The sequence below is a fragment of the Pseudomonas sp. RC4D1 genome (assembly GCF_018390395.1).
GTDB classification, from domain to species: Bacteria; Pseudomonadota; Gammaproteobacteria; order Pseudomonadales; family Pseudomonadaceae; genus Aquipseudomonas; species Aquipseudomonas danubii.
Window position 1 is genome coordinate 2,073,166 of sequence record NZ_JAHBAW010000001.1, and the last position, 17,556, is coordinate 2,090,721.

A 17,556-nucleotide genomic window follows, 5' to 3' on the forward strand; every position below is an offset into this window, starting at 1 on the left:
TGAGAGTAGGGCTTCGCATGTATAATGCCGCCCGTCTTTGGGGGAGTGGGGAAAACATTGCAAATGTTTGACGCAGCTCTCTAGAACAGGCCGCTAATGCATTTATCCTGCATCCCTTTAACGGCCGCTCCACTGCCGACTTGAACCCGTAAAGGCCCACCATCCCTTGACCAGCCCTCTTCTCGAAGCCGTAGCACTCGCCTGTGAGCGCGACTGGCGGATGCTGTTTGAACACCTGGAGTTGCGTCTGACCAGCGGAGACATGGTGCAGATCAGTGGCCCCAACGGCAGTGGCAAGACCAGCCTGCTGCGTTTGCTCGCCGGCCTGATGCAACCCACCAGCGGTCAGGTGCTGCTCAATGGCCAGCCCTTGCATGCCCAGCGCGCCGAACTGGCGCGCAACCTGCTGTGGATTGGCCATGCCGCTGGAATCAAGGATGTCCTGACCCCCGAGGAAAACCTCAACTGGCTCTGTGCCTTGCACCAGCCGGCAACGCGCGACGCTATCTGGCAGGCCCTGGCGGCCGTCGGCCTGCGCGGCTTCGAGGACGTTGCCTGTCACACCCTGTCCGCCGGCCAGCAGCGTCGTGTGGCCTTGGCCCGGTTGTATCTGGACGGCCCGCCGCTGTGGATCCTCGACGAACCCTTCACCGCCCTGGACAAACAGGGGGTGGCCCAGCTCGAGGAGCACCTGGCCAATCATTGTGAACGTGGCGGCATGGTGGTCCTGACCACTCACCACACGCTGACCCGTATGCCGTCCGGCTACCGCGATCTGGATCTGGGGCGGTGGGCGGCATGAGCGTCTTTGCCCAATTGCTGGCCCGTGAAGCGCGCTTGCTGTTCCGACGCCCGGCGGAGCTGGCCAATCCCCTGGTGTTCTTCGCCATCGTCGTTGCACTGTTCCCATTGGCCGTGGGACCTGAGACAAATCTGTTGCAAACCTTGTCTCCCGGGCTGGTCTGGGTAGCGGCCTTATTGTCCGTCCTGCTCTCGCTGGACGGGCTTTTTCGCAGTGATTTCGAGGACGGATCCCTTGAACAGTGGGTCCTTTCGTCGCACCCCCTGCCTCTTCTGGTTTTGGCCAAGGTGCTGGCACACTGGGCCTTTTCCGGCCTGGCACTGGTATTGCTTGCACCCTTGCTGGCCTTGATGCTCGGCTTGCCTGCCGCCTGCCTGCCGGTGTTGCTGGCTTCATTGATGCTGGGCACTCCGGTGCTGAGCCTGCTGGGCGCAGTGGGCGCAGCACTGACGGTGGGGTTGAAGCGTGGAGGCTTGCTGCTGGCGTTACTGATCCTGCCTCTGTACATCCCGGTATTGATTCTCGGCAGTGGCGCCCTGCAGGCGGCACTGCAGGGCATGCCGGCGACAGGTTATCTGCTTTGGCTTGGGAGCCTGACCGCCCTGGCAGTAACCCTTACACCCTTTGCAATAGCTGCTGGCCTGAAGATCAGCGTCGGCGAATAATGAGGTCTGGTTGTTTTTTAACCAGTAAAGACCCTGGCTGTTCGTGAAAGCGAAGAGCAACCGTGATGGAAGCAATGAATGAACTGGACTTGGTTTCATAAGCTCGGCTCGCCTAAATGGTTTTACGGCATCAGCGGCAAGCTGCTGCCCTGGCTGAGCGTCGCCGCCGTGTTGCTGATCGGTATCGGCGTGGTCTGGGGCCTGGCCTTTGCGCCACCGGATTACCAGCAGGGCAACAGCTTTCGCATCATCTATATCCATGTGCCAATGGCGATGCTGGCCCAGTCCTGCTACGTCATGCTGGCCGTGTGCGGTGTGGTCGGGCTGGTGTGGAAAATGAAACTGGCCGATGTTGCCCTGCAATGCGCGGCGCCCATCGGGCATTCGATCACCTTCCTGGCCCTGGTAACCGGGGCGATCTGGGGCAAGCCGACCTGGGGTTCCTGGTGGGTCTGGGATGCGCGACTAACGTCGATGCTGATCCTGCTGTTTCTGTACGCAGGTCTGATTGCGCTCAATGCCGCCATCAGCAATCGTGACAGCGCCGCCAAGGCCTGCGCGGTGCTGGCGATTGTCGGCGTGGTGAATATCCCGATCATCAAATACTCGGTGGAGTGGTGGAATACCCTGCACCAGGGGGCGACTTTCACCCTCACCGAAAAGCCCGCCATGCCGGTGGAAATGTGGCTGCCGCTGCTGCTGACGTCCTTGGGTTTCTATTGTTTCTTTGGCGTGCTGCTGTTGCTGCGCATGCGCCTTGAGGTGCTCAAGCGCGAAGCCCGCACCAGTTGGGTCAAGGCCGAAGTCCAACGCAGCCTGGAGACCGCACAATGAGCTTTGCATCCTTCAGCGATTTTCTCGCCATGGGCCATCACGGCCTCTACGTCTGGTCGGCCTATGGCATTTGCCTGGTCGTCCTGGCTCGTGAGCTGGTGGCGCCGATCCTGGCGCGCAAGCGTTATCTGCAACAAGAGGCGCGTCGTCTGCGCCGGGAGAACGGTAAGTGAATCCGCTGCGTAAAAAGCGTCTTTTGATCATCCTGGCGATCCTGGTGGGCGTCGGCATTGCCGTCGGCCTGGCCCTCAGCGCGCTGAAGGAAAACATCAACCTGTTCTACACCCCGACCCAAATTGCCAATGGTGAAGCACCGCTGGACACGCGGATTCGCGCTGGCGGCATGGTCGAGGCCGGCTCCCTGCAACGTTCCGCCGACTCCCTGGACGTGAAATTCGTGGTCACCGACTTCAACAAGTCAGTGACCATCACCTACCGCGGCATTCTTCCGGACCTGTTCCGCGAAGGGCAGGGCATCGTCGCCCTGGGCAAGCTCAACGCCGATGGCGTGGTGGTGGCCGATGAAGTGCTGGCCAAGCACGACGAGAAATACATGCCGCCGGAAGTCACCAAGGCGTTGCAAGACAGCGGCCAGTCGGCACCGACACCAGCGAAAGAGGGTTAAGCCATGAGTTCCGCACTGTTCGTTCCCGAACTCGGTCATCTGGCGATGATCCTCGCCTTGTGCTTTGCCCTGGTCCAGGCGGTGGTGCCATTGCTGGGCGCCTGGCGCGGCGACCGCCTGTGGATGAGCCTGGCCCAGCCGGCCGCCTGGGGCCAGTTCGCTTTCCTGGTATTCGCCTTCGGCTGCCTGACCTACGCCTTCATGAGCGACGACTTCTCGGTGGCCTATGTCGCCAGCAACTCCAACACCGCCTTGCCCTGGTACTACAAGTTCAGCGCGGTGTGGGGCGCCCACGAAGGTTCGCTGCTGCTCTGGGCGCTGATCCTCGGAGGCTGGACCTTCGCCGTATCGGTGTTCTCGCGCCAGTTGCCGCAAGTGATGCTGGCCCGGGTGCTGGCGGTGATGGGCATGATCAGCACCGGCTTCCTGCTGTTCCTGATCATGACCTCCAACCCGTTTTCGCGAATCCTGCCCCAGGTGCCGGCGGACGGTCGTGACCTCAACCCGCTGTTGCAGGACATCGGCCTGATCGTCCACCCGCCCATGCTGTACATGGGCTATGTCGGTTTCTCGGTAGCCTTTGCCTTTGCCATCGCCGCGCTGCTCGGCGGTCGCCTGGACGCTGCCTGGGCGCGTTGGTCGCGGCCCTGGACCATTGTCGCCTGGGCCTTCCTCGGCATCGGTATCACCCTGGGCTCCTGGTGGGCCTACTACGAGTTGGGCTGGGGCGGCTGGTGGTTCTGGGACCCGGTGGAAAACGCTTCCTTCATGCCCTGGCTGGTGGGTACGGCCTTGATCCACTCCCTGGCAGTGACGGAAAAGCGCGGTGTATTCAAGAGCTGGACCGTGCTGCTGGCCATTGCCGCTTTTTCCCTGAGCCTGCTGGGGACCTTCCTGGTGCGCTCCGGGGTCCTGACTTCAGTGCACGCCTTCGCCTCGGACCCTGAGCGCGGCGTGTTCATCCTGATCTTCCTGCTGTTCGTGGTGGGGGGCTCCCTGACCCTGTTTGCCCTGCGAGCGCCGGTGGTCAAGAGCCATGTGGGCTTCAACCTGTGGTCCCGGGAAACCCTGCTGTTGGGCAACAACCTGGTGCTGGTGGTGGCGTCCTCGATGATCCTGCTGGGCACCCTGTATCCGCTGGTGCTGGACGCTCTGACCGGGGCCAAGCTGTCGGTGGGCCCGCCGTATTTCAATGCGCTGTTCATTCCGCTGATGGCCCTGCTGATGCTGGTGATGGCGGTGGGCGTGCTGGTGCGCTGGAAAGACACCCCGGTGAAATGGCTGCTGGGCATGCTCGGTCCGGTGCTGCTGGGCAGCGTGGCCCTGGCCGTGGTGGCCGGCATTGCCTACGGCGACTTCAACTGGGCGGTGCTGGCGACCTTCTTGTTGGCGGCCTGGGTGCTGCTGGCCGGGGTGCGTGACATCTTCGACAAGACCCGTCACAAGGGCCTGATCAAGGGCCTGCCAAGCCTGACTCGCAGTTATTGGGGCATGCAGCTGGCGCACCTGGGCATTGCGATCTGCGCCCTGGGCGTGGTGCTGTCGAGCCAGAACAGCGCCGAGCGCGACCTGCGCCTGGAGCCAGGCGAGTCCATGGAACTGGCCGGTTATCAGTTCATCTTCGAAGGCGCCAAGCATTTCGAAGGGCCGAACTTCACTTCCGACAAGGGCACTGTGCGTGTGGTGCGCAACGGCAAGGAAGTGGCGGTGCTGCACCCGGAAAAACGCCTGTACACCGTGCAGAGCTCGATGATGACCGAAGCCGGCATCGATGCCGGTTTCACCCGTGACCTGTATGTCGCCCTGGGCGAATCCCTGGGGGATGGCGCCTGGGCGGTGCGGGTACACGTCAAGCCGTTCGTGCGCTGGATCTGGTTCGGCGGCCTGCTCACCGGGTTCGGTGGCTTGCTGGCGGCAATGGATCGGCGTTATCGGGTCAAGGTTAAAAGCCGCGTGCGCGAAGCGCTGGGCATGACAGGAGCCGCCGCATGAGACGCTGGATGATGATGTTGCCCCTGGCGGTGTTCCTGGTGGTGGCGGTGTTCCTCTATCGCGGGTTGTATCTGGACCCGGCCGAGCTGCCGTCGGCGATGATCGGCAAGCCGCTCCCGGAGTTCTCCCTGCCGTCGGTGCAGGGCGACAAGACCCTGACCCGCGCGGACCTGCTGGGCAAGCCGGCTTTGGTCAACGTCTGGGGCACCTGGTGCATTTCCTGCCGGGTCGAGCATCCGGTGCTGAACAAGCTGGCCGAGAAGGGCGTGGTGATCTACGGCATCAACTACAAGGACGTCAATGCCGACGCCCTGAAGTGGCTGGCCGAGTTCCACAATCCCTACCTGCTGGATGTGCGTGACGAGGAGGGCTCCCTGGGGCTGAATCTGGGTGTCTACGGCGCTCCGGAAACCTTCTTCATCGATGCCAAGGGCATCATCCGTGACAAGTTCGTCGGGGTGATCGACGAAGTGGTGTGGCGCGAACAGCTGGCGGCCAAGTACCAGGCCCTGGTCGACGAGGCCAAGCCATGAAGCGCTGGTTAGCCGCCGCCATCCTGGGCCTGAGCATCGCTGGCGTGGCCCACGCTGCCATTGATACCTACCAGTTCGCCAATGACACCGACCGCGAAAGGTTTCGCGAGCTGACCAAGGAACTGCGCTGCCCCAAGTGCCAGAACCAGGACATCGCCGATTCCAATGCACCGATTGCCGCCGACCTGCGCAAGGAGATTTTCCGCATGCTCGGCGAGGGCAAGGACAATCAGCAGATCATCGACTTCATGGTGGATCGCTACGGTGATTTTGTGCGTTACAAGCCGGCCCTGACCGGCAAGACCGCCTTGCTCTGGTTCGGTCCTGCCGGCCTGTTGCTGGGCGGGTTGGTGATCATTGCCGTGATAGTCCGGCGTCGTCGCGTCGAGCGCAGCGACAGCCCGAACACGCTTTCCGTCGAAGAGCGTCAGCGCCTCGACCAACTGCTGGATAAAACCCCCCATGATTGATTTCTGGCTTGCAGCAGGTCTGCTGCTCCTGATCGCCCTGAGTTTCCTGTTGATCCCGGTATTGCGTGAGCGTCGTGCCCAACGTGAGGAGGATCGTACCGCGCTGAACGTGGCGCTTTATGAAGAGCGCGTGGCCGAGCTGCATGGCCAGCAAGCGCAAGGCGTGCTCAGTGCCGAGCAGATGGACGCGGGGCGTGCGGAAGCGGCCCGGGAACTCTTGGCGGACACCGAAGGCAGCGGCCCAGTGCGGACCTCGCGTCTGGGCAAACCGCTGCCGCTGCTGGCGGCGCTGCTGGTGCCGGTGCTGGGCTTGGGTCTGTACCTGCATTTTGGTGCCAGCGACAAGGTCGAGCTGACCCGGGAGTTCGCCCAGGCGCCGCAGTCCATGGAAGAAATGACCCGGCGCCTGGAGCGCGCAGTGGCGGCCCAGCCGGATTCTGCCGAGGGCCTGTACTTCCTTGGGCGTACCTACATGGCCCAGGACCGTCCAGCGGACGCGGCGAAGATCTTCGAGCGTACCGTGGCTCTGGCCGGACGCCAGCCCGAGCTGTTGGGGCAGTGGGCCCAGGCTCAGTACTTCGCCGATAACAAGCAATGGTCGGACAAGGTCCAGGGCTTGACCGATGAAGCGTTGAAGGCCGATCCCAACGAAGTCACCAGTCTCGGGTTGCTGGGTATCGCCGCTTTCGAAGGCGGACGTTTCCAGGAGGCCATCGATTACTGGAAGCGCCTGCAGGCGCAACTGCCGCCGCAGGACAATTCCCGTGCCGCGCTGCAGGGAGGCATTGATCGCGCCAGCGAAAAACTGCTGGCAGCCGGTGGCAAGGTCGCGGCCGAGCCTGCGGTCAAGGCCAAGGGCGCCTTGCTCAAGGTCCGGGTCGATCTGGCGGCGGAGCTCAAGGCCAAGGTCCAGCCGGGTGACAGCGTATTCATCTTCGCCCGTGCGACCCAGGGCCCGCCCGCGCCGTTGGCGGCCAAGCGCCTGACCGTCGCCGATCTGCCGGCCACTGTGGAGCTGGGGGATAGCGACGCGATGATGCCGCAGTTGAAACTGTCGAACTTCCCTGAAGTCCAATTGGTTGCGCGCATTTCCCGTGCCGGCCAGCCAACGGCCGGTGAGTGGATCGGGCAGAGCCAGCCCCTGCCCAGCAGCACCACGGCCGCGCAACAGCTGACCATCGACAGTCCGGATCAATAATCAGAGAAGCCGCCATGACCGCCATCGCTCGTATCACCCTGTTGTCACTGGTCCTGGGGTTGAGTGCTTGTACGGTCCACCGGCCGGCGCCGACCTCCTCTGAACCCATCCCGCCTGCGGGGCCGAGTACGCGCCCGGCCCCGTCTACGGCTCCCGCGCCAGGCAAGCCCGGGGCGCCGATTCCCGCCGCCAAGCCCCTGCCACGCACCTCCGCCAGCTTTGCTCCGCCACCCGGCGGGCACAGCCACTGGGATGCGCGGCTGGGGGTCTATGTGCTGGATAACCAGAGCAACACCTTCTATCGCCAACGCACCTATTACCGTTGGAACAATGGCTGGAGCCGCTCCATCAGCCCCGACGGTCCTTGGGAAGACACCGACATCCATGGTGTACCCGCAGGGCTGGGGCGTCAGTTCCAGTAATTTCCAACACTATTGACTGACTGCACAGGCGCGGGCCAGAGCCGGCGCCGGCCTTGCCATGGTCAGCGGATTATTTAAGCCCTGCCCAGGCTGGCCGATACAGCGGGGTGTTCCTGAGTATCAGCCGTTGAGCGCCCGATGAAGAAAGACCTGAACAAACCCTATGTCGCGCCGATGGTGTTCTGGCTGGCCGTGGTCTGCGTCCTGTTGCTGTTGTACGGCCTGGGGCCGGCGGACGTGCCGGAGCTGATCTATCTGTCCCTGGCACCGGTGTACCTGCTGGTGGCCTTCGCTTTCATGTACTACTTCTTCTGCTGGAGCCTGATCTCGGTTTTCCGCTTGGGGGAGGTCGGCTGGAAGAAAGTCGACTACGGCTGGTTGCTGCTGGCTGCCCTGGCCCTGATCAGCGCCACCCAGGCAGTGCGGGTGGACTGGTTCCAGAGTGACTACCAACTGGCACAAAGCGCCCGGGACGCAGCGCAGCGCAGAGTGCTGGCCGAGATCGACGACATGCTCGGCAGCGCTCACTGCAAGGCGGCGCTGGAGCTGCATGAGCCCCAGGATGCCGCCCAGGTCATCAGCCTGTGCGAACGCTTTGGCACATTGGAGCGTTCTGCCGATGGGCGTCTTTCGGCTTTGGCCGTGATCAAGGTGCAGCAGGCCCTGGGCGACCTTCGTGGTGAGTATTCAGCGCCTCTGGTGCAGCAATGGCTGCAGCGCCTGGGGGAAAGCTTCAGTGAGCTGGAGCACCAGCGGGCCGAGGTACACCGTCTGCATGGCCTGACCGAGGCCAGTCAGGCCGAGAGGCTCTATGGCTACTGCGCACCTTTGCTGCTGGTGATCGCCCTGGCGCTGCGGGCGTCCAAGGTGACCGGCGAGGTACTGCTCAAGGCGCCGCGCCGGCGCAAGTTGTGGCTGATCGTCAACCGGCGGGTAGTGATCGACGGCCTGGGCTTTGTCCGCGGTGCCCGCGCGCGCCTGGACGAAGCCCTGAGGAACTGGCGTGTGGCGCAATGGGGCGTGGTGCACCTGTCCTGCCCGTTCATTGCCGGAGCCAGCCCCCAGGACACCCCGGTCCCGGTGATCCCAGGTTTCTACGAGAACGAGTTCCAGCTCGCCAGTCTTGGCGAGTTCGACAGCAGTGAGTTCGTCCAGTGGGCCGCGATCCAGACCATCGACGTCCTGTATCTGGTGGGTGAAACCGACCTGAGCCTGATCGACCGGCTGCGGCGCTGGGGTGAGGCGGCGAATATCGAAGTGCTGGTGCGCGAGCGGATCTGAGGCCGGGGTTTCACAGACGCTCCAGCAACTGCTCCACATAATCCACGAACGCCCGGGCCTTGGCGCTCACCAGGCGCCCGCCGGGAAACACAGCCCACAGCTGCTGCCGGGGCAGTTGCCAATCCGTGAGCACGGCCTTGACCGCACCCTTGGCCAGCTCCGGGGCAAACATCCATTGCGAGGCCATTGCCAGCCCCTGATGGGCCAGTACCGATTCGCGCAAGCCTTCTGCGGCATTCACTCGAACCCTGCCACTGACACTTACCCGTTGCTCGTCGTCGCCTTGGGAAAAGTGCCAGAGATTGCCGGGCCCCCGGCTATAGATCACCGCTTGATGCCCGGTCAGTTCACCGGGATGCTGCGGCTCGCCGTGCTCGGCGAAGTACTCGGGAGTGGCCAGCAGCAGGCGCGGGCACTCGGCGATCTGGCGGGCGATGAGGGTCGAGTCGGCGAGGCTGCCCATGCGCAGGGCGACATCGACTCCCGCCTCCACCAGATTGATGGTGTGATCATCCATCACCACGTCGATCTGCAACTCGGGGTGCTGCTCCAGAAAGGGCCCCAGGTGAGGAATGATATGCAGGCGGGCGAAGGTCACCGCCGCACAGATGCGCAAGGTGCCACGCAACTGGGAGGCCGAGCCCCGGGCGGCATTTTCCGCTTCGCTGGCTTCCTCCAGGGTGCGTTTGGCCCGTTCGAAGAAGGCCAGGCCGGCTTCGGTGGGGCTCAGGCCGCGGGTGGAGCGCAGCAACAGCCGTACCTGCAGATAGGCCTCCAGTTGGGCGATGCTTTTCGATACGGCGGGCTGACCCAGGTTCAGACGCCGGGCGGCAGCGGAGAAGGAGCCGCTTTCCACCACATGTACAAAGGTTTCCATCGCGGCCAGGCGGTCCATCGGTTGTCCTTGCTGGGTTGAGAAGGGGGGAATCGGGGAGTGTGCGCCAAAACGTTCACCAAGTCCTGGGCGCACGGCCTAGGCGCGGGCCGCGCGGCGGTTGTCCGCCACCAGCAGGAAGCGCAGCAGGGCCAGCAGTGGAAACCCACTGCCCACCAGCACCACTCCCAGCCAGCCGCCGTGTTCGTACACCGCACTGGCAATCGACGAGCCGAAGGCGCCACCGATGAAGATGCTGGTCATGTACAGCGCGTTGAGGCGACTGCGACTGTGGGCGTCCAGGGCATACACCGCCCGTTGGCCGAGCACCATGTTCATCTGCACACAGAAATCCAGGACCACCCCGGTCACTGCCAGGCCGATGACGCTGTAGGCGGGATGGATCAGTGTCGGGATAAAGCTCAGGGCTGCCAGGAGCATGGCCAGCAGCGAGGCGATGCGGGTATGGCCGGCATCCGCGAGACGTCCGCTGATGGGGGCGGCGATGGCGCCGATGGCGCCCACCAAGGCAAAGATCGCAATCTGGCTTTGTGACAGGCCGTGATGCCGTGCCAGTTCCAGGGGGGCGGCGGTCCAGAACAGGCTGAAGGTGGCGAACATGCAGCCCTGGTAGAAGGCTCGCTGGCGCAGGACCGGCTGCTGGCGCAGCAGGCCGCCCAGGGAGCGCAGCAGTTGGCCGTAGGTGGCGCTGTGGGCCGGCTGGCGCTTGGGTATGGTCAGCATCAATACCAGGCTGATGGCGGCCATCAGCACGGCGGCGGCGATGAACATTGCGCGCCAGCCGAAGAGATCGGTCACCACGCTGGACACCGGGCGGGCCAGGAGAATCCCCAGCAGCAGGCCGCCCATGATGCCGCCCACCACTCGTCCTCGGGACTCCTCCGGGGCCAGGTGCGCAGCCAGGGGAATGAGGATCTGTACCGACACCGAGCTGAAGCCGATCAGCAGCGATACCAGGAGGAAGGCGTTGGGCTGCTGGGTATACGCAGCCCCCAGCAGGCTGGCGATGGCCACCAGGGTGGTGATGATCATCAACCGACGGTTTTCCAGCAGGTCTCCCAGGGGCACCAGGAAGAACAAGCCCAGGGCATAGCCGATCTGGGTCAGGGACACGATCAGGCTGGCCAGGGAGCTGGACAGGCCCAGGTCCGGGGCGATCAGCTCGATGATCGGTTGTGCGTAGTAGATGTTGGCGACGATGGCGCCGCAGCAGAAGGCGAACAGCAGCACCATGCCTCGGGTCATTGTCACGTTGCTGGCGGGCAGCACCTGGGTCGTGGAAGTCATCAGGTTTCTCTTGGCGGCGAAAGGATGGAACGAGGTTAAGAGACCGCGCAGTAACGCAGTAGAGAGGGCGGGGCGATAGCATTCATTCCTGCTGGGAATAAATCTCTGAGTCATGAGGCTCTGGAGATGGCCGGGGCGTGCCGCTGCCGAGGCCTGATGATACATTTACTTACATCTTGTTCGATAGCATGCTCATGTTCTTCACGGCCCTGGGGGCAGCCTGCTCAAGGCTGGCAACCCCGCGCTGAAGCTTGCGTTGCCAAATGTTGCTGCGCTGCGCTTGCAGTGGAAGTCGCTGAGGCCTTGGTTTAGGGTTTCCGGTCGTTCAGTGCGGTGGGAGTCCCCTATGGAAAAGTCAACGTTCAACCCAGCCAGTGTGTTCAATTCCCTGCAATACGGTTTCAGCCAGGCGGTGGAGGTGCGCGGCGGTCGACGCCTGCTGCTGTCCGGTCAGGTGGGTGTGGATGAGCAGGAGCGCACCGTAGGACCGGGCCTGCGGCAGCAGACCGAGCAGGCCTTCGACAATATCGAGAAGGTCCTGGCCGAGGCGGGAGGCCAACTGGCGGATGTGGTGATGTTGCGGATCTACATCGCCGAAGCGGCGCGGGATCAGCAGGAGCACATCAGTGCGGTATTGCTCGAGCGTTTTGCCAGCCAGCCACCGGCGTCCTCATGGATCATCGTCAGCGGGCTGTCGTTGCCGGAGTGGTTGATCGAAGTCGAGGCGGAGGCGGTGCTGGATGAGCGTTATCAGGCAGCCGAAGCCGCGCAGTTCAGTTCGGCGCGGGCTCTGTGACTCCCTGATCGGCGGCATAAAAAAAGCGACCTTCACGGTCGCTTTTTTTATCGGGCTACCAGCGTCACTTGGCGTTGGTATAGATCTGATCGAAAACCCCGCCGTCGTTGAAGTGGGTCTTCTGCACGCTGCGCCAGTCGCCGAAGGTCTTCTCCACCGACAGGAAGTCGACTTTCGGGAAACGGTCGGTGTACTTGGCCAGGACTTTCGGGTCCCGTGGGCGCAGGTAGTTGTTGGCGGCGATTTCCTGGCCTTCCGGCGACCACAGGTACTTCAGGTATTCCTCGGCCGCAGCGCGGGTGCCTTTCTTCTCCACCACTTTGTCTACCACCGACACCGGCGGCTCGGCTTCAGCGGAGACGCTTGGGTAGATCACTTCGAACTGATCGCGGCCGAATTCGCGGGCGATCATTTCCGCTTCGTTCTCGAAGGTCACCAGCACGTCGCCGATCTGGTTGGTCATGAAGGTGGTGGTGGCGGCGCGGCCACCGGTGTCCAGTACCGGGGCCTGTTTGAAGAGTTTGCCGACGAAGTCCTTGGCCTTGTTCTCGTCGCCGCCGTTCTTCAGCACGTAGCCCCAGGCCGAGAGGTAGGTGTAGCGGCCGTTACCCGAGGTCTTGGGGTTGGGCACTATCACTTGCACGCCATCCTTGAGCAGGTCTGGCCAGTCTTTCAGGGCCTTGGGGTTACCCTTGCGGACGATGAACACGGTGGCCGAAGTGAAGGGCGCACTGTTGTTCGGCAGGCGCGTTACCCAGTTGTCCGGCACCAGTTTGCCGTTGTCCGCCAGGGCGTTGATGTCGGTGGCCATGTTCATGGTGATGACATCCGCTGGCAGGCCGTCGATCACCGAGCGCGCCTGCTTGCTGGAGCCGCCGAAGGACATCTGCAGGGTGATGTTTTCGTTGTGCTCGGCTTTCCAGTGTTTCTGGAAGGCGGTGTTGTAGTCCTTGTAGAAGTCGCGCATCACGTCGTAGGACACGTTGAGCAGGGTCGGTGCGGCCTGGGCGACGCTGCCCAGGGCCAGGCCGGCGGCCAGAAGCGAGGCGCTGAAGAGTTTTTTCACTGCGCATTCCTTTTGTTCGAGAGTGAAGGCAATTTGCCGCCGACTATAGCCGGGGCGCTATATCTCTTTAAAGATTAAAAAGTACTTTGCTTATTCCATTTTCTTGAACAGCGCGTTGCCACAGCGGGAGCAGAAGGCCGCGGCCGGTTCGTGACTGTTCTTGCGGCACACCGGGCAGTCGTGCTTGAGCTGTTCGCCGCGCATGGCGCTGGCCAGCTCCGCAGTGAAGATCCCGGTAGGCACGGCAATGATCGAGTAACCGGTGATCATCACCATGGACGAAATAATCTGGCCGATCACGGTCTTGGGCACGATATCGCCATAGCCCACGGTGGTCAGGGTGACGATGGCCCAGTAGATGCCCTTGGGGATACTGGTAAAGCCATGTTCCGGGCCTTCCACCACGTACATCAGGGTGCCGAACACCGTGACCAGGGTGCAGACGCTGAGCAGGAACACCAGGATCTTCTGTTTGCTGCCGCGCAGGGCATCGAGCAGGTAATGGGCCTGTTTCAGGTAGGGCGACAGCTTGAGCACGCGGAAGATCCGCAGCATGCGGATGATCCGAATGATCAACAGGTACTGGGCGTCGCTGTAGTACAGGGCGAGGATGCCGGGGACGATCGCCAGCAGGTCCACCAGGCCATAGAAGCTGAAGGCATAGCGCAGGGGTTTGGGGGAGCAATACAGGCGCAGTCCGTATTCGATGAGGAAGATCAGGGTGAAGCCCCATTCGATGTACGCCAGGACGTCGGCGTAGTTGCTGTGCACCTCGTCGATGCTGTCGAGAATCACGATCACCAGGCTGGCGAGGATGATCAGCAGCAGGGTCGTATCGAAGCGTCTTCCGGCCACTGTATCGGTCTGGAAGATCATCACGTAGAGGCGCTGGCGCCAGTTGTCGCGGTTAACCATGGGAATCGCCTGAATCAAAGATCAGCGAAGCCTAGGGGGAGTTGCCGGGGGAGCGCAAGGTGCGTGGTCCCCAGGCGCAGGCCCCAGGACCCGGGTGGCGACATGCATCAGCCAGCAGGCCAGGACGAAGGGGGCGGTGAGGGGCGCTAGCCCCAGGGCGACGATGCCCGGGGTGATCAGCAGCGCCAGGCACATCCCTGCCAGTGGCCGCCACGGACGTCGGGCCCCTTGGCCCAGGGCCAGGGCCACCAGTGCGCAGTTGTAGCCGCCCAGGCCCAGCAGGGCCCGGCCGGGCTCATGCAGCAGCAGTGTCAAGGCCAGGCCGCTGGCGGAACCGATCAGGGCCCAGGTCGCTGCGCGGCGGTTGGCCAGCAGCAGGCCGAGGAGAATCAACAATCCGGCCAGTGGCTGACCGAGGAACATGATCTGGCCCAGGCCCTGGAACAGTCCGCTCAGCAGGCTCCACAGGGACAGGCCGGGCAGCGCCTGGGGCATGGATTGCATGGGTTCCATCAGGCTCAGCAACAGCCAGCCCAGGCCCACGAAGGGCGCGGTGTAGGCCGGCAGGCTGGCTGGGCTGCGGGCCCGTTTCAGCCATTGCTGGGTGATGATCGCGCTGAGGCCGGCGGCGGCGATGATCAGCGGCGGCAGCAGCACCGACCAGGGCAGGTACAGGCTCAGCAGCAGGCCCAGGAGCACGCCGTTATAGCTGAAGAGTCCGGCTTGCCGGTCGGCCTTGGCATAGCCCCGTTGCTGGGCGGTGAGCAGGCCGGCCAGGGCACCCAGCAGGGCGCCCCCGAGCAGGGCCGGGGCGCTGATCAGGATCGCCAGCAGGCACAGCAGGCCGCACAGCGGGTGGCGCTGGAGGAAAATCTGACTGAAACCGTTGAGCAAGGCAGTGGCCCAGTCGGGGCAGAAGGCATTGAAAGACTGTGCAGGCATGACGAGAGTCGGCGAATGCGGTGGTTGTCGTACCGCAGCGTTCGACCCCAGCGGCATCCTCTTTGGGAGGCTCGCTGCAGGTCGCGGGCGCTGCGGCGGGTCAGAGAAGGGTTTCGACGCGCAGGGAGTTGGTGGTTCCCGGCTGGCCGAACGGCACGCCGGTGGTGATCACCACGGTATCCCCGCGTTTGGCCAGGCCCTGGGCCTGGGCGATTTCCAGGGCCGTGGCACAGACCTCGTCCACCTGGCGCAAGCGGTCATTGACCACCGAGTGCACACCCCAGGCCAGGCTCAAGCGGCGCGCTGTCTGCAGGTTCGGCGTCAGGTTGAGGATAGGTACCGAAGGACGTTCCCGGGCGGCACGCAGGGTGGAACTGCCGGACTCGCTGTAGTTCACCAGCACCGCCACGGGCAGGATGCTACACACCCGGCGGATCGCGCAGCTGATGGCGTCGGATACCGTGGCTTCGGCCTGGGGGCGGCTGACGTCCAGTTGAGTCTGGTAGTCGGGGCCGGTTTCCACCTGGCGAATGATCTTGCTCATCATCTGCACTGCTTCCAGCGGGTATTCCCCGGAGGCGGTTTCCGCCGAGAGCATCACCGCATCGCTGCCTTCGGCCACGGCATTGGCGACGTCGGTCACCTCGGCTCGGGTGGGCGCCGGGGAGAAACGCATGGACTCCAGCATCTGGGTGGCGACCACCACGGGTTTGCCCAGCTGACGGCAGGTGCTGATGATGTTCTTCTGGATCTGCGGCACGCTTTCCGCCGGGACTTCCACCCCCAGGTCACCTCTGGCCACCATGATCGCGTCGCTCAGTTCGGCGATTTCCCGCAGTTGGGCCACCGCGGAAGGCTTTTCGATCTTGGCCATCAGGTAGGCCTTGTCGCCAATCAGGGTACGGGCTTCACGGATGTCTTCCGGACGTTGCACGAAGGACAGCGCCACCCAATCCACGCCCAATTCCAGGCCGAAGCTCAGGTCGCGGCGGTCCTTGGCGGTCAGCGGGCTCAGGTCGAGCACTGCCTGGGGCACATTGACGCCCTTGCGGTCCGACAGTTCGCCGCCATTGAGCACGGTGGTCTCGATGGCGTCCGCGTGCTTGGCGATGACCCGCAGGCGCAGCTTGCCATCGTCCAGCAGCAGGTCCATTCCTGGCTCCAGGGCCGCGATGATTTCCGGGTGCGGCAGGTTGACCCGCTGGGCGGTCCCCGGCGTCGGGTCCAGGTCCAGGCGCAGGGCCTGGCCGCGTACCAACTGCGCCTTGCCCTCGGCGAAGGTGCCGACCCGCAGTTTCGGTCCTTGCAGGTCCATGAGGATGCCCAGGGGGTAGTTCAGCTCGCGTTCGATCTGGCGAATCCACTCATATCGCTGAGCATGGTCGGCATGGCTGCCGTGGCTGAAGTTGAGTCGGAAGATGTTTACGCCGGCCTGCACCAGTTCGCGGATGTCCTCGATGCTGTCGGTGGCCGGCCCCAGGGTGGCGAGGATTTTGACTTTCTTGTCAGGCGTCATGTTTGGGGTTCTCGAGGATCAGGATGGCGCGGAAGTCGTTGACGTTGGTACGGGTCGGCTCGGTGACGATCAGGTCGCCCAGGGCTGCGAAGTAGCCATAGCCATTGTTGTTGTCCAGCTCGTCGCTGGCGCTCAGGCCCAGGGCCGCAGCCCGAGCGTAGCTGTCCGGGGTCATGATCGCCCCGGCATTGTCTTCGGAGCCGTCGATGCCGTCGGTATCGCCGGCCAGGGCGTAGATCCCGGGATGCCCCTTGAGGCTGTCGGTGAGGCTCAGGAGGAACTCGGCGTTGCGGCCGCCGCGACCTTTGCCGCGCACGGTAACCGTGGTTTCACCACCGGAAAGGATCACGCAGGGCGCCGCCAGGGGCTGGCCGTGCAAGGCTACTTGGCGGGCGATGCCGGCGTGAACCTTGGCCACCTCCCGGGATTCGCCTTCCAGGTCGCCGAGGATCAGCGGGCTGTAGCCGGCCTGGCGGGCTTTGACCGCGGCGGCTTCCAGGGATTGCTGGGGGCGGGCGATCAACTGGAAGTGGCTGCGGTCCAGGCACGGGTCGCCGGGCTTGACGGTTTCCGAGTCGGGGTTCTGCAACCAGTTGCGTACTGCTGCGGGTACTTCAATGGCATAGCGCTTGAGAATCGCCAGGGCTTCGGCCGAGGTACTCGGATCGGCCACTGTGGGGCCGGAAGCGATGACCGTGGCCAGGTCGCCGGGGACGTCGGAAATGGCATAGGTGTAGACCGTGGCCGGCCAGCAGGCCTTGGCCAGGCGTCCGCCCTTGATCGCCGAGAGGTGCTTGCGCACGCAGTTCATCTCGCCGATGGTGGCGCCGGATTTCAGCAGGGCCTTGTTGATGGCCTGCTTGTCGGCCAGGGTGATGCCCGTGGCGGGCAGGGCCAGCAGCGCCGAACCGCCGCCGGACAGCAGGAAAATCACCCGATCCTGTTCTGACAGGTTGCTGACCAGCTCCAGTACCCGCTTGGCCACGGCCAGGCCGGCCGCGTCGGGCACCGGGTGAGCGGCTTCGACCACTTCGATCTTGGTGCATGGGGCGCCGTGGCCGTAGCGGGTAACCACCAGCCCGGAGACGTCACCCTGCCAGCTGCGTTCCACGACTTGGGCCATGGCCGCCGCTGCCTTGCCGGCACCGATGACGATGACGCGGCCGCTGCGGTCGCTGGGGAGATGGGCTTCGAGAACCTGTTGCGGATGGGCGGCGTCGATGGCTGTGGCGAACAGCTCTCGGAGGAATTGTTGCGGATCGACCGACATGGCGGGCTCCCGGATTTCTTGTTATGGGGGGCTTGAAACGGGTGTAG

General features: G+C 63.7%; 19 protein-coding genes. 12 read left to right on the top strand and 7 right to left on the bottom strand.

From position 1 onward, the window contains the following. Nucleotides 1–166: 166 nt before the first annotated feature. The 11 genes from ccmA to KHO49_RS09525 all read left to right on the top strand — a co-directional run bounded on the left by ccmA (nt 167) and on the right by KHO49_RS09525 (nt 8,822). The gene (gene ccmA / locus KHO49_RS09475; protein ID WP_213664934.1) at nt 167–802 is read left to right on the top strand and encodes a cytochrome c biogenesis heme-transporting ATPase CcmA; all 636 of its coding nucleotides are present in this window, start codon (nt 167–169) and stop codon (nt 800–802) included. Continuing rightward, nucleotides 799–1,467, top strand: a complete 669-nt coding sequence (gene ccmB, locus KHO49_RS09480) for a heme exporter protein CcmB (RefSeq protein ID WP_102864110.1) — start codon at nt 799–801, stop codon at nt 1,465–1,467. The genes ccmA and ccmB overlap by 4 nt, the downstream gene beginning before the upstream one ends. Before the next feature lie 78 nt (nt 1,468–1,545). After that, complete coding sequence (locus KHO49_RS09485) at nt 1,546–2,301, top strand: heme ABC transporter permease (RefSeq protein ID WP_102863997.1); 756 nt, start codon at nt 1,546–1,548, stop codon at nt 2,299–2,301. Beyond that, nucleotides 2,298–2,474 (top strand): heme exporter protein CcmD, encoded by a 177-nt coding sequence (gene ccmD / locus KHO49_RS09490; protein ID WP_011060018.1) that lies wholly within the window; start codon nt 2,298–2,300, stop codon nt 2,472–2,474. The genes KHO49_RS09485 and ccmD overlap by 4 nt, the downstream gene beginning before the upstream one ends. Beyond that, nucleotides 2,471–2,926 carry a cytochrome c maturation protein CcmE gene (gene ccmE / locus KHO49_RS09495; RefSeq protein ID WP_102863996.1) on the top strand — a complete coding sequence of 152 codons (456 nt, stop codon included), beginning with the start codon at nt 2,471–2,473 and terminating at the stop codon, nt 2,924–2,926. The genes ccmD and ccmE overlap by 4 nt, the downstream gene beginning before the upstream one ends. Nucleotides 2,927–2,929: 3 nt before the next feature. Further along, nucleotides 2,930–4,918 carry a heme lyase CcmF/NrfE family subunit gene (locus KHO49_RS09500; protein ID WP_213664935.1) on the top strand — a complete coding sequence of 663 codons (1,989 nt, stop codon included), beginning with the start codon at nt 2,930–2,932 and terminating at the stop codon, nt 4,916–4,918. Next, nucleotides 4,915–5,451, top strand: coding sequence for a DsbE family thiol:disulfide interchange protein (locus KHO49_RS09505; protein WP_213664936.1), 537 nt, complete (start codon nt 4,915–4,917; stop codon nt 5,449–5,451). The genes KHO49_RS09500 and KHO49_RS09505 overlap by 4 nt, the downstream gene beginning before the upstream one ends. Further along, on the top strand, nt 5,448–5,921 hold the full coding sequence (locus KHO49_RS09510) for a cytochrome c-type biogenesis protein (protein WP_102863994.1): 474 nt from the start codon (nt 5,448–5,450) through the stop codon (nt 5,919–5,921). The genes KHO49_RS09505 and KHO49_RS09510 overlap by 4 nt, the downstream gene beginning before the upstream one ends. Next, nucleotides 5,914–7,119 (top strand): c-type cytochrome biogenesis protein CcmI, encoded by a 1,206-nt coding sequence (gene ccmI, locus KHO49_RS09515; RefSeq protein WP_102863993.1) that lies wholly within the window; start codon nt 5,914–5,916, stop codon nt 7,117–7,119. Before KHO49_RS09510 ends, ccmI begins: the two co-directional genes overlap by 8 nt. 14 nt (nt 7,120–7,133) lie before the next feature. Next, entirely contained in the window at nt 7,134–7,541 is a 408-nt protein-coding gene (locus KHO49_RS09520; protein WP_102863992.1) for a hypothetical protein, read from the top strand. 138 nt (nt 7,542–7,679) lie between these two features. Further along, on the top strand, nt 7,680–8,822 hold the full coding sequence (locus tag KHO49_RS09525) for a BAR domain-containing protein (RefSeq protein WP_213664937.1): 1,143 nt from the start codon (nt 7,680–7,682) through the stop codon (nt 8,820–8,822). A gap of 10 nt (nt 8,823–8,832) precedes the next feature. Here KHO49_RS09525 and KHO49_RS09530 read toward each other — a convergent pair whose 3' ends face one another. Then, nucleotides 8,833–9,717 carry a LysR family transcriptional regulator gene (locus tag KHO49_RS09530; protein ID WP_102863990.1) on the bottom strand — a complete coding sequence of 295 codons (885 nt, stop codon included), beginning with the start codon at nt 9,715–9,717 and terminating at the stop codon, nt 8,833–8,835. A 78-nt stretch (nt 9,718–9,795) separates the two neighbouring features. After that, nucleotides 9,796–11,004, bottom strand: coding sequence for an MFS transporter (locus tag KHO49_RS09535; RefSeq protein WP_102878875.1), 1,209 nt, complete (start codon nt 11,002–11,004; stop codon nt 9,796–9,798). 346 nt (nt 11,005–11,350) lie between these two features. On the opposite strand from KHO49_RS09535, the gene KHO49_RS09540 reads away from it, so the two are divergent. Then, entirely contained in the window at nt 11,351–11,800 is a 450-nt protein-coding gene (locus KHO49_RS09540; RefSeq protein ID WP_102863988.1) for a RidA family protein, read from the top strand. A 64-nt stretch (nt 11,801–11,864) separates the two neighbouring features. Here KHO49_RS09540 and KHO49_RS09545 read toward each other — a convergent pair whose 3' ends face one another. From KHO49_RS09545 to KHO49_RS09565, 5 genes are all read right to left on the bottom strand, one after another. Further along, complete coding sequence (locus KHO49_RS09545; RefSeq protein ID WP_058433729.1) at nt 11,865–12,866, bottom strand: sulfate ABC transporter substrate-binding protein; 1,002 nt, start codon at nt 12,864–12,866, stop codon at nt 11,865–11,867. 90 nt (nt 12,867–12,956) lie between these two features. Continuing rightward, a complete protein-coding gene (locus KHO49_RS09550; protein ID WP_102878876.1) occupies nt 12,957–13,781 on the bottom strand; it encodes an ion transporter in 825 nt (274 codons plus the stop codon). A 21-nt stretch (nt 13,782–13,802) separates the two neighbouring features. Next, nucleotides 13,803–14,723: an urea transporter gene (locus tag KHO49_RS09555; RefSeq protein ID WP_110595171.1), complete on the bottom strand. Its 921-nt coding sequence runs from the start codon at nt 14,721–14,723 to the stop codon at nt 13,803–13,805. Nucleotides 14,724–14,823: 100 nt separating this feature from the next. Then, nucleotides 14,824–16,239 carry a pyruvate kinase gene (gene pyk / locus KHO49_RS09560; RefSeq protein ID WP_102878878.1) on the bottom strand — a complete coding sequence of 472 codons (1,416 nt, stop codon included), beginning with the start codon at nt 16,237–16,239 and terminating at the stop codon, nt 14,824–14,826. Continuing rightward, complete coding sequence (locus KHO49_RS09565; protein WP_213664938.1) at nt 16,229–17,509, bottom strand: glycerate kinase type-2 family protein; 1,281 nt, start codon at nt 17,507–17,509, stop codon at nt 16,229–16,231. The genes pyk and KHO49_RS09565 overlap by 11 nt, the downstream gene beginning before the upstream one ends. Between the last annotated feature and the right edge of the window lie 47 nt (nt 17,510–17,556).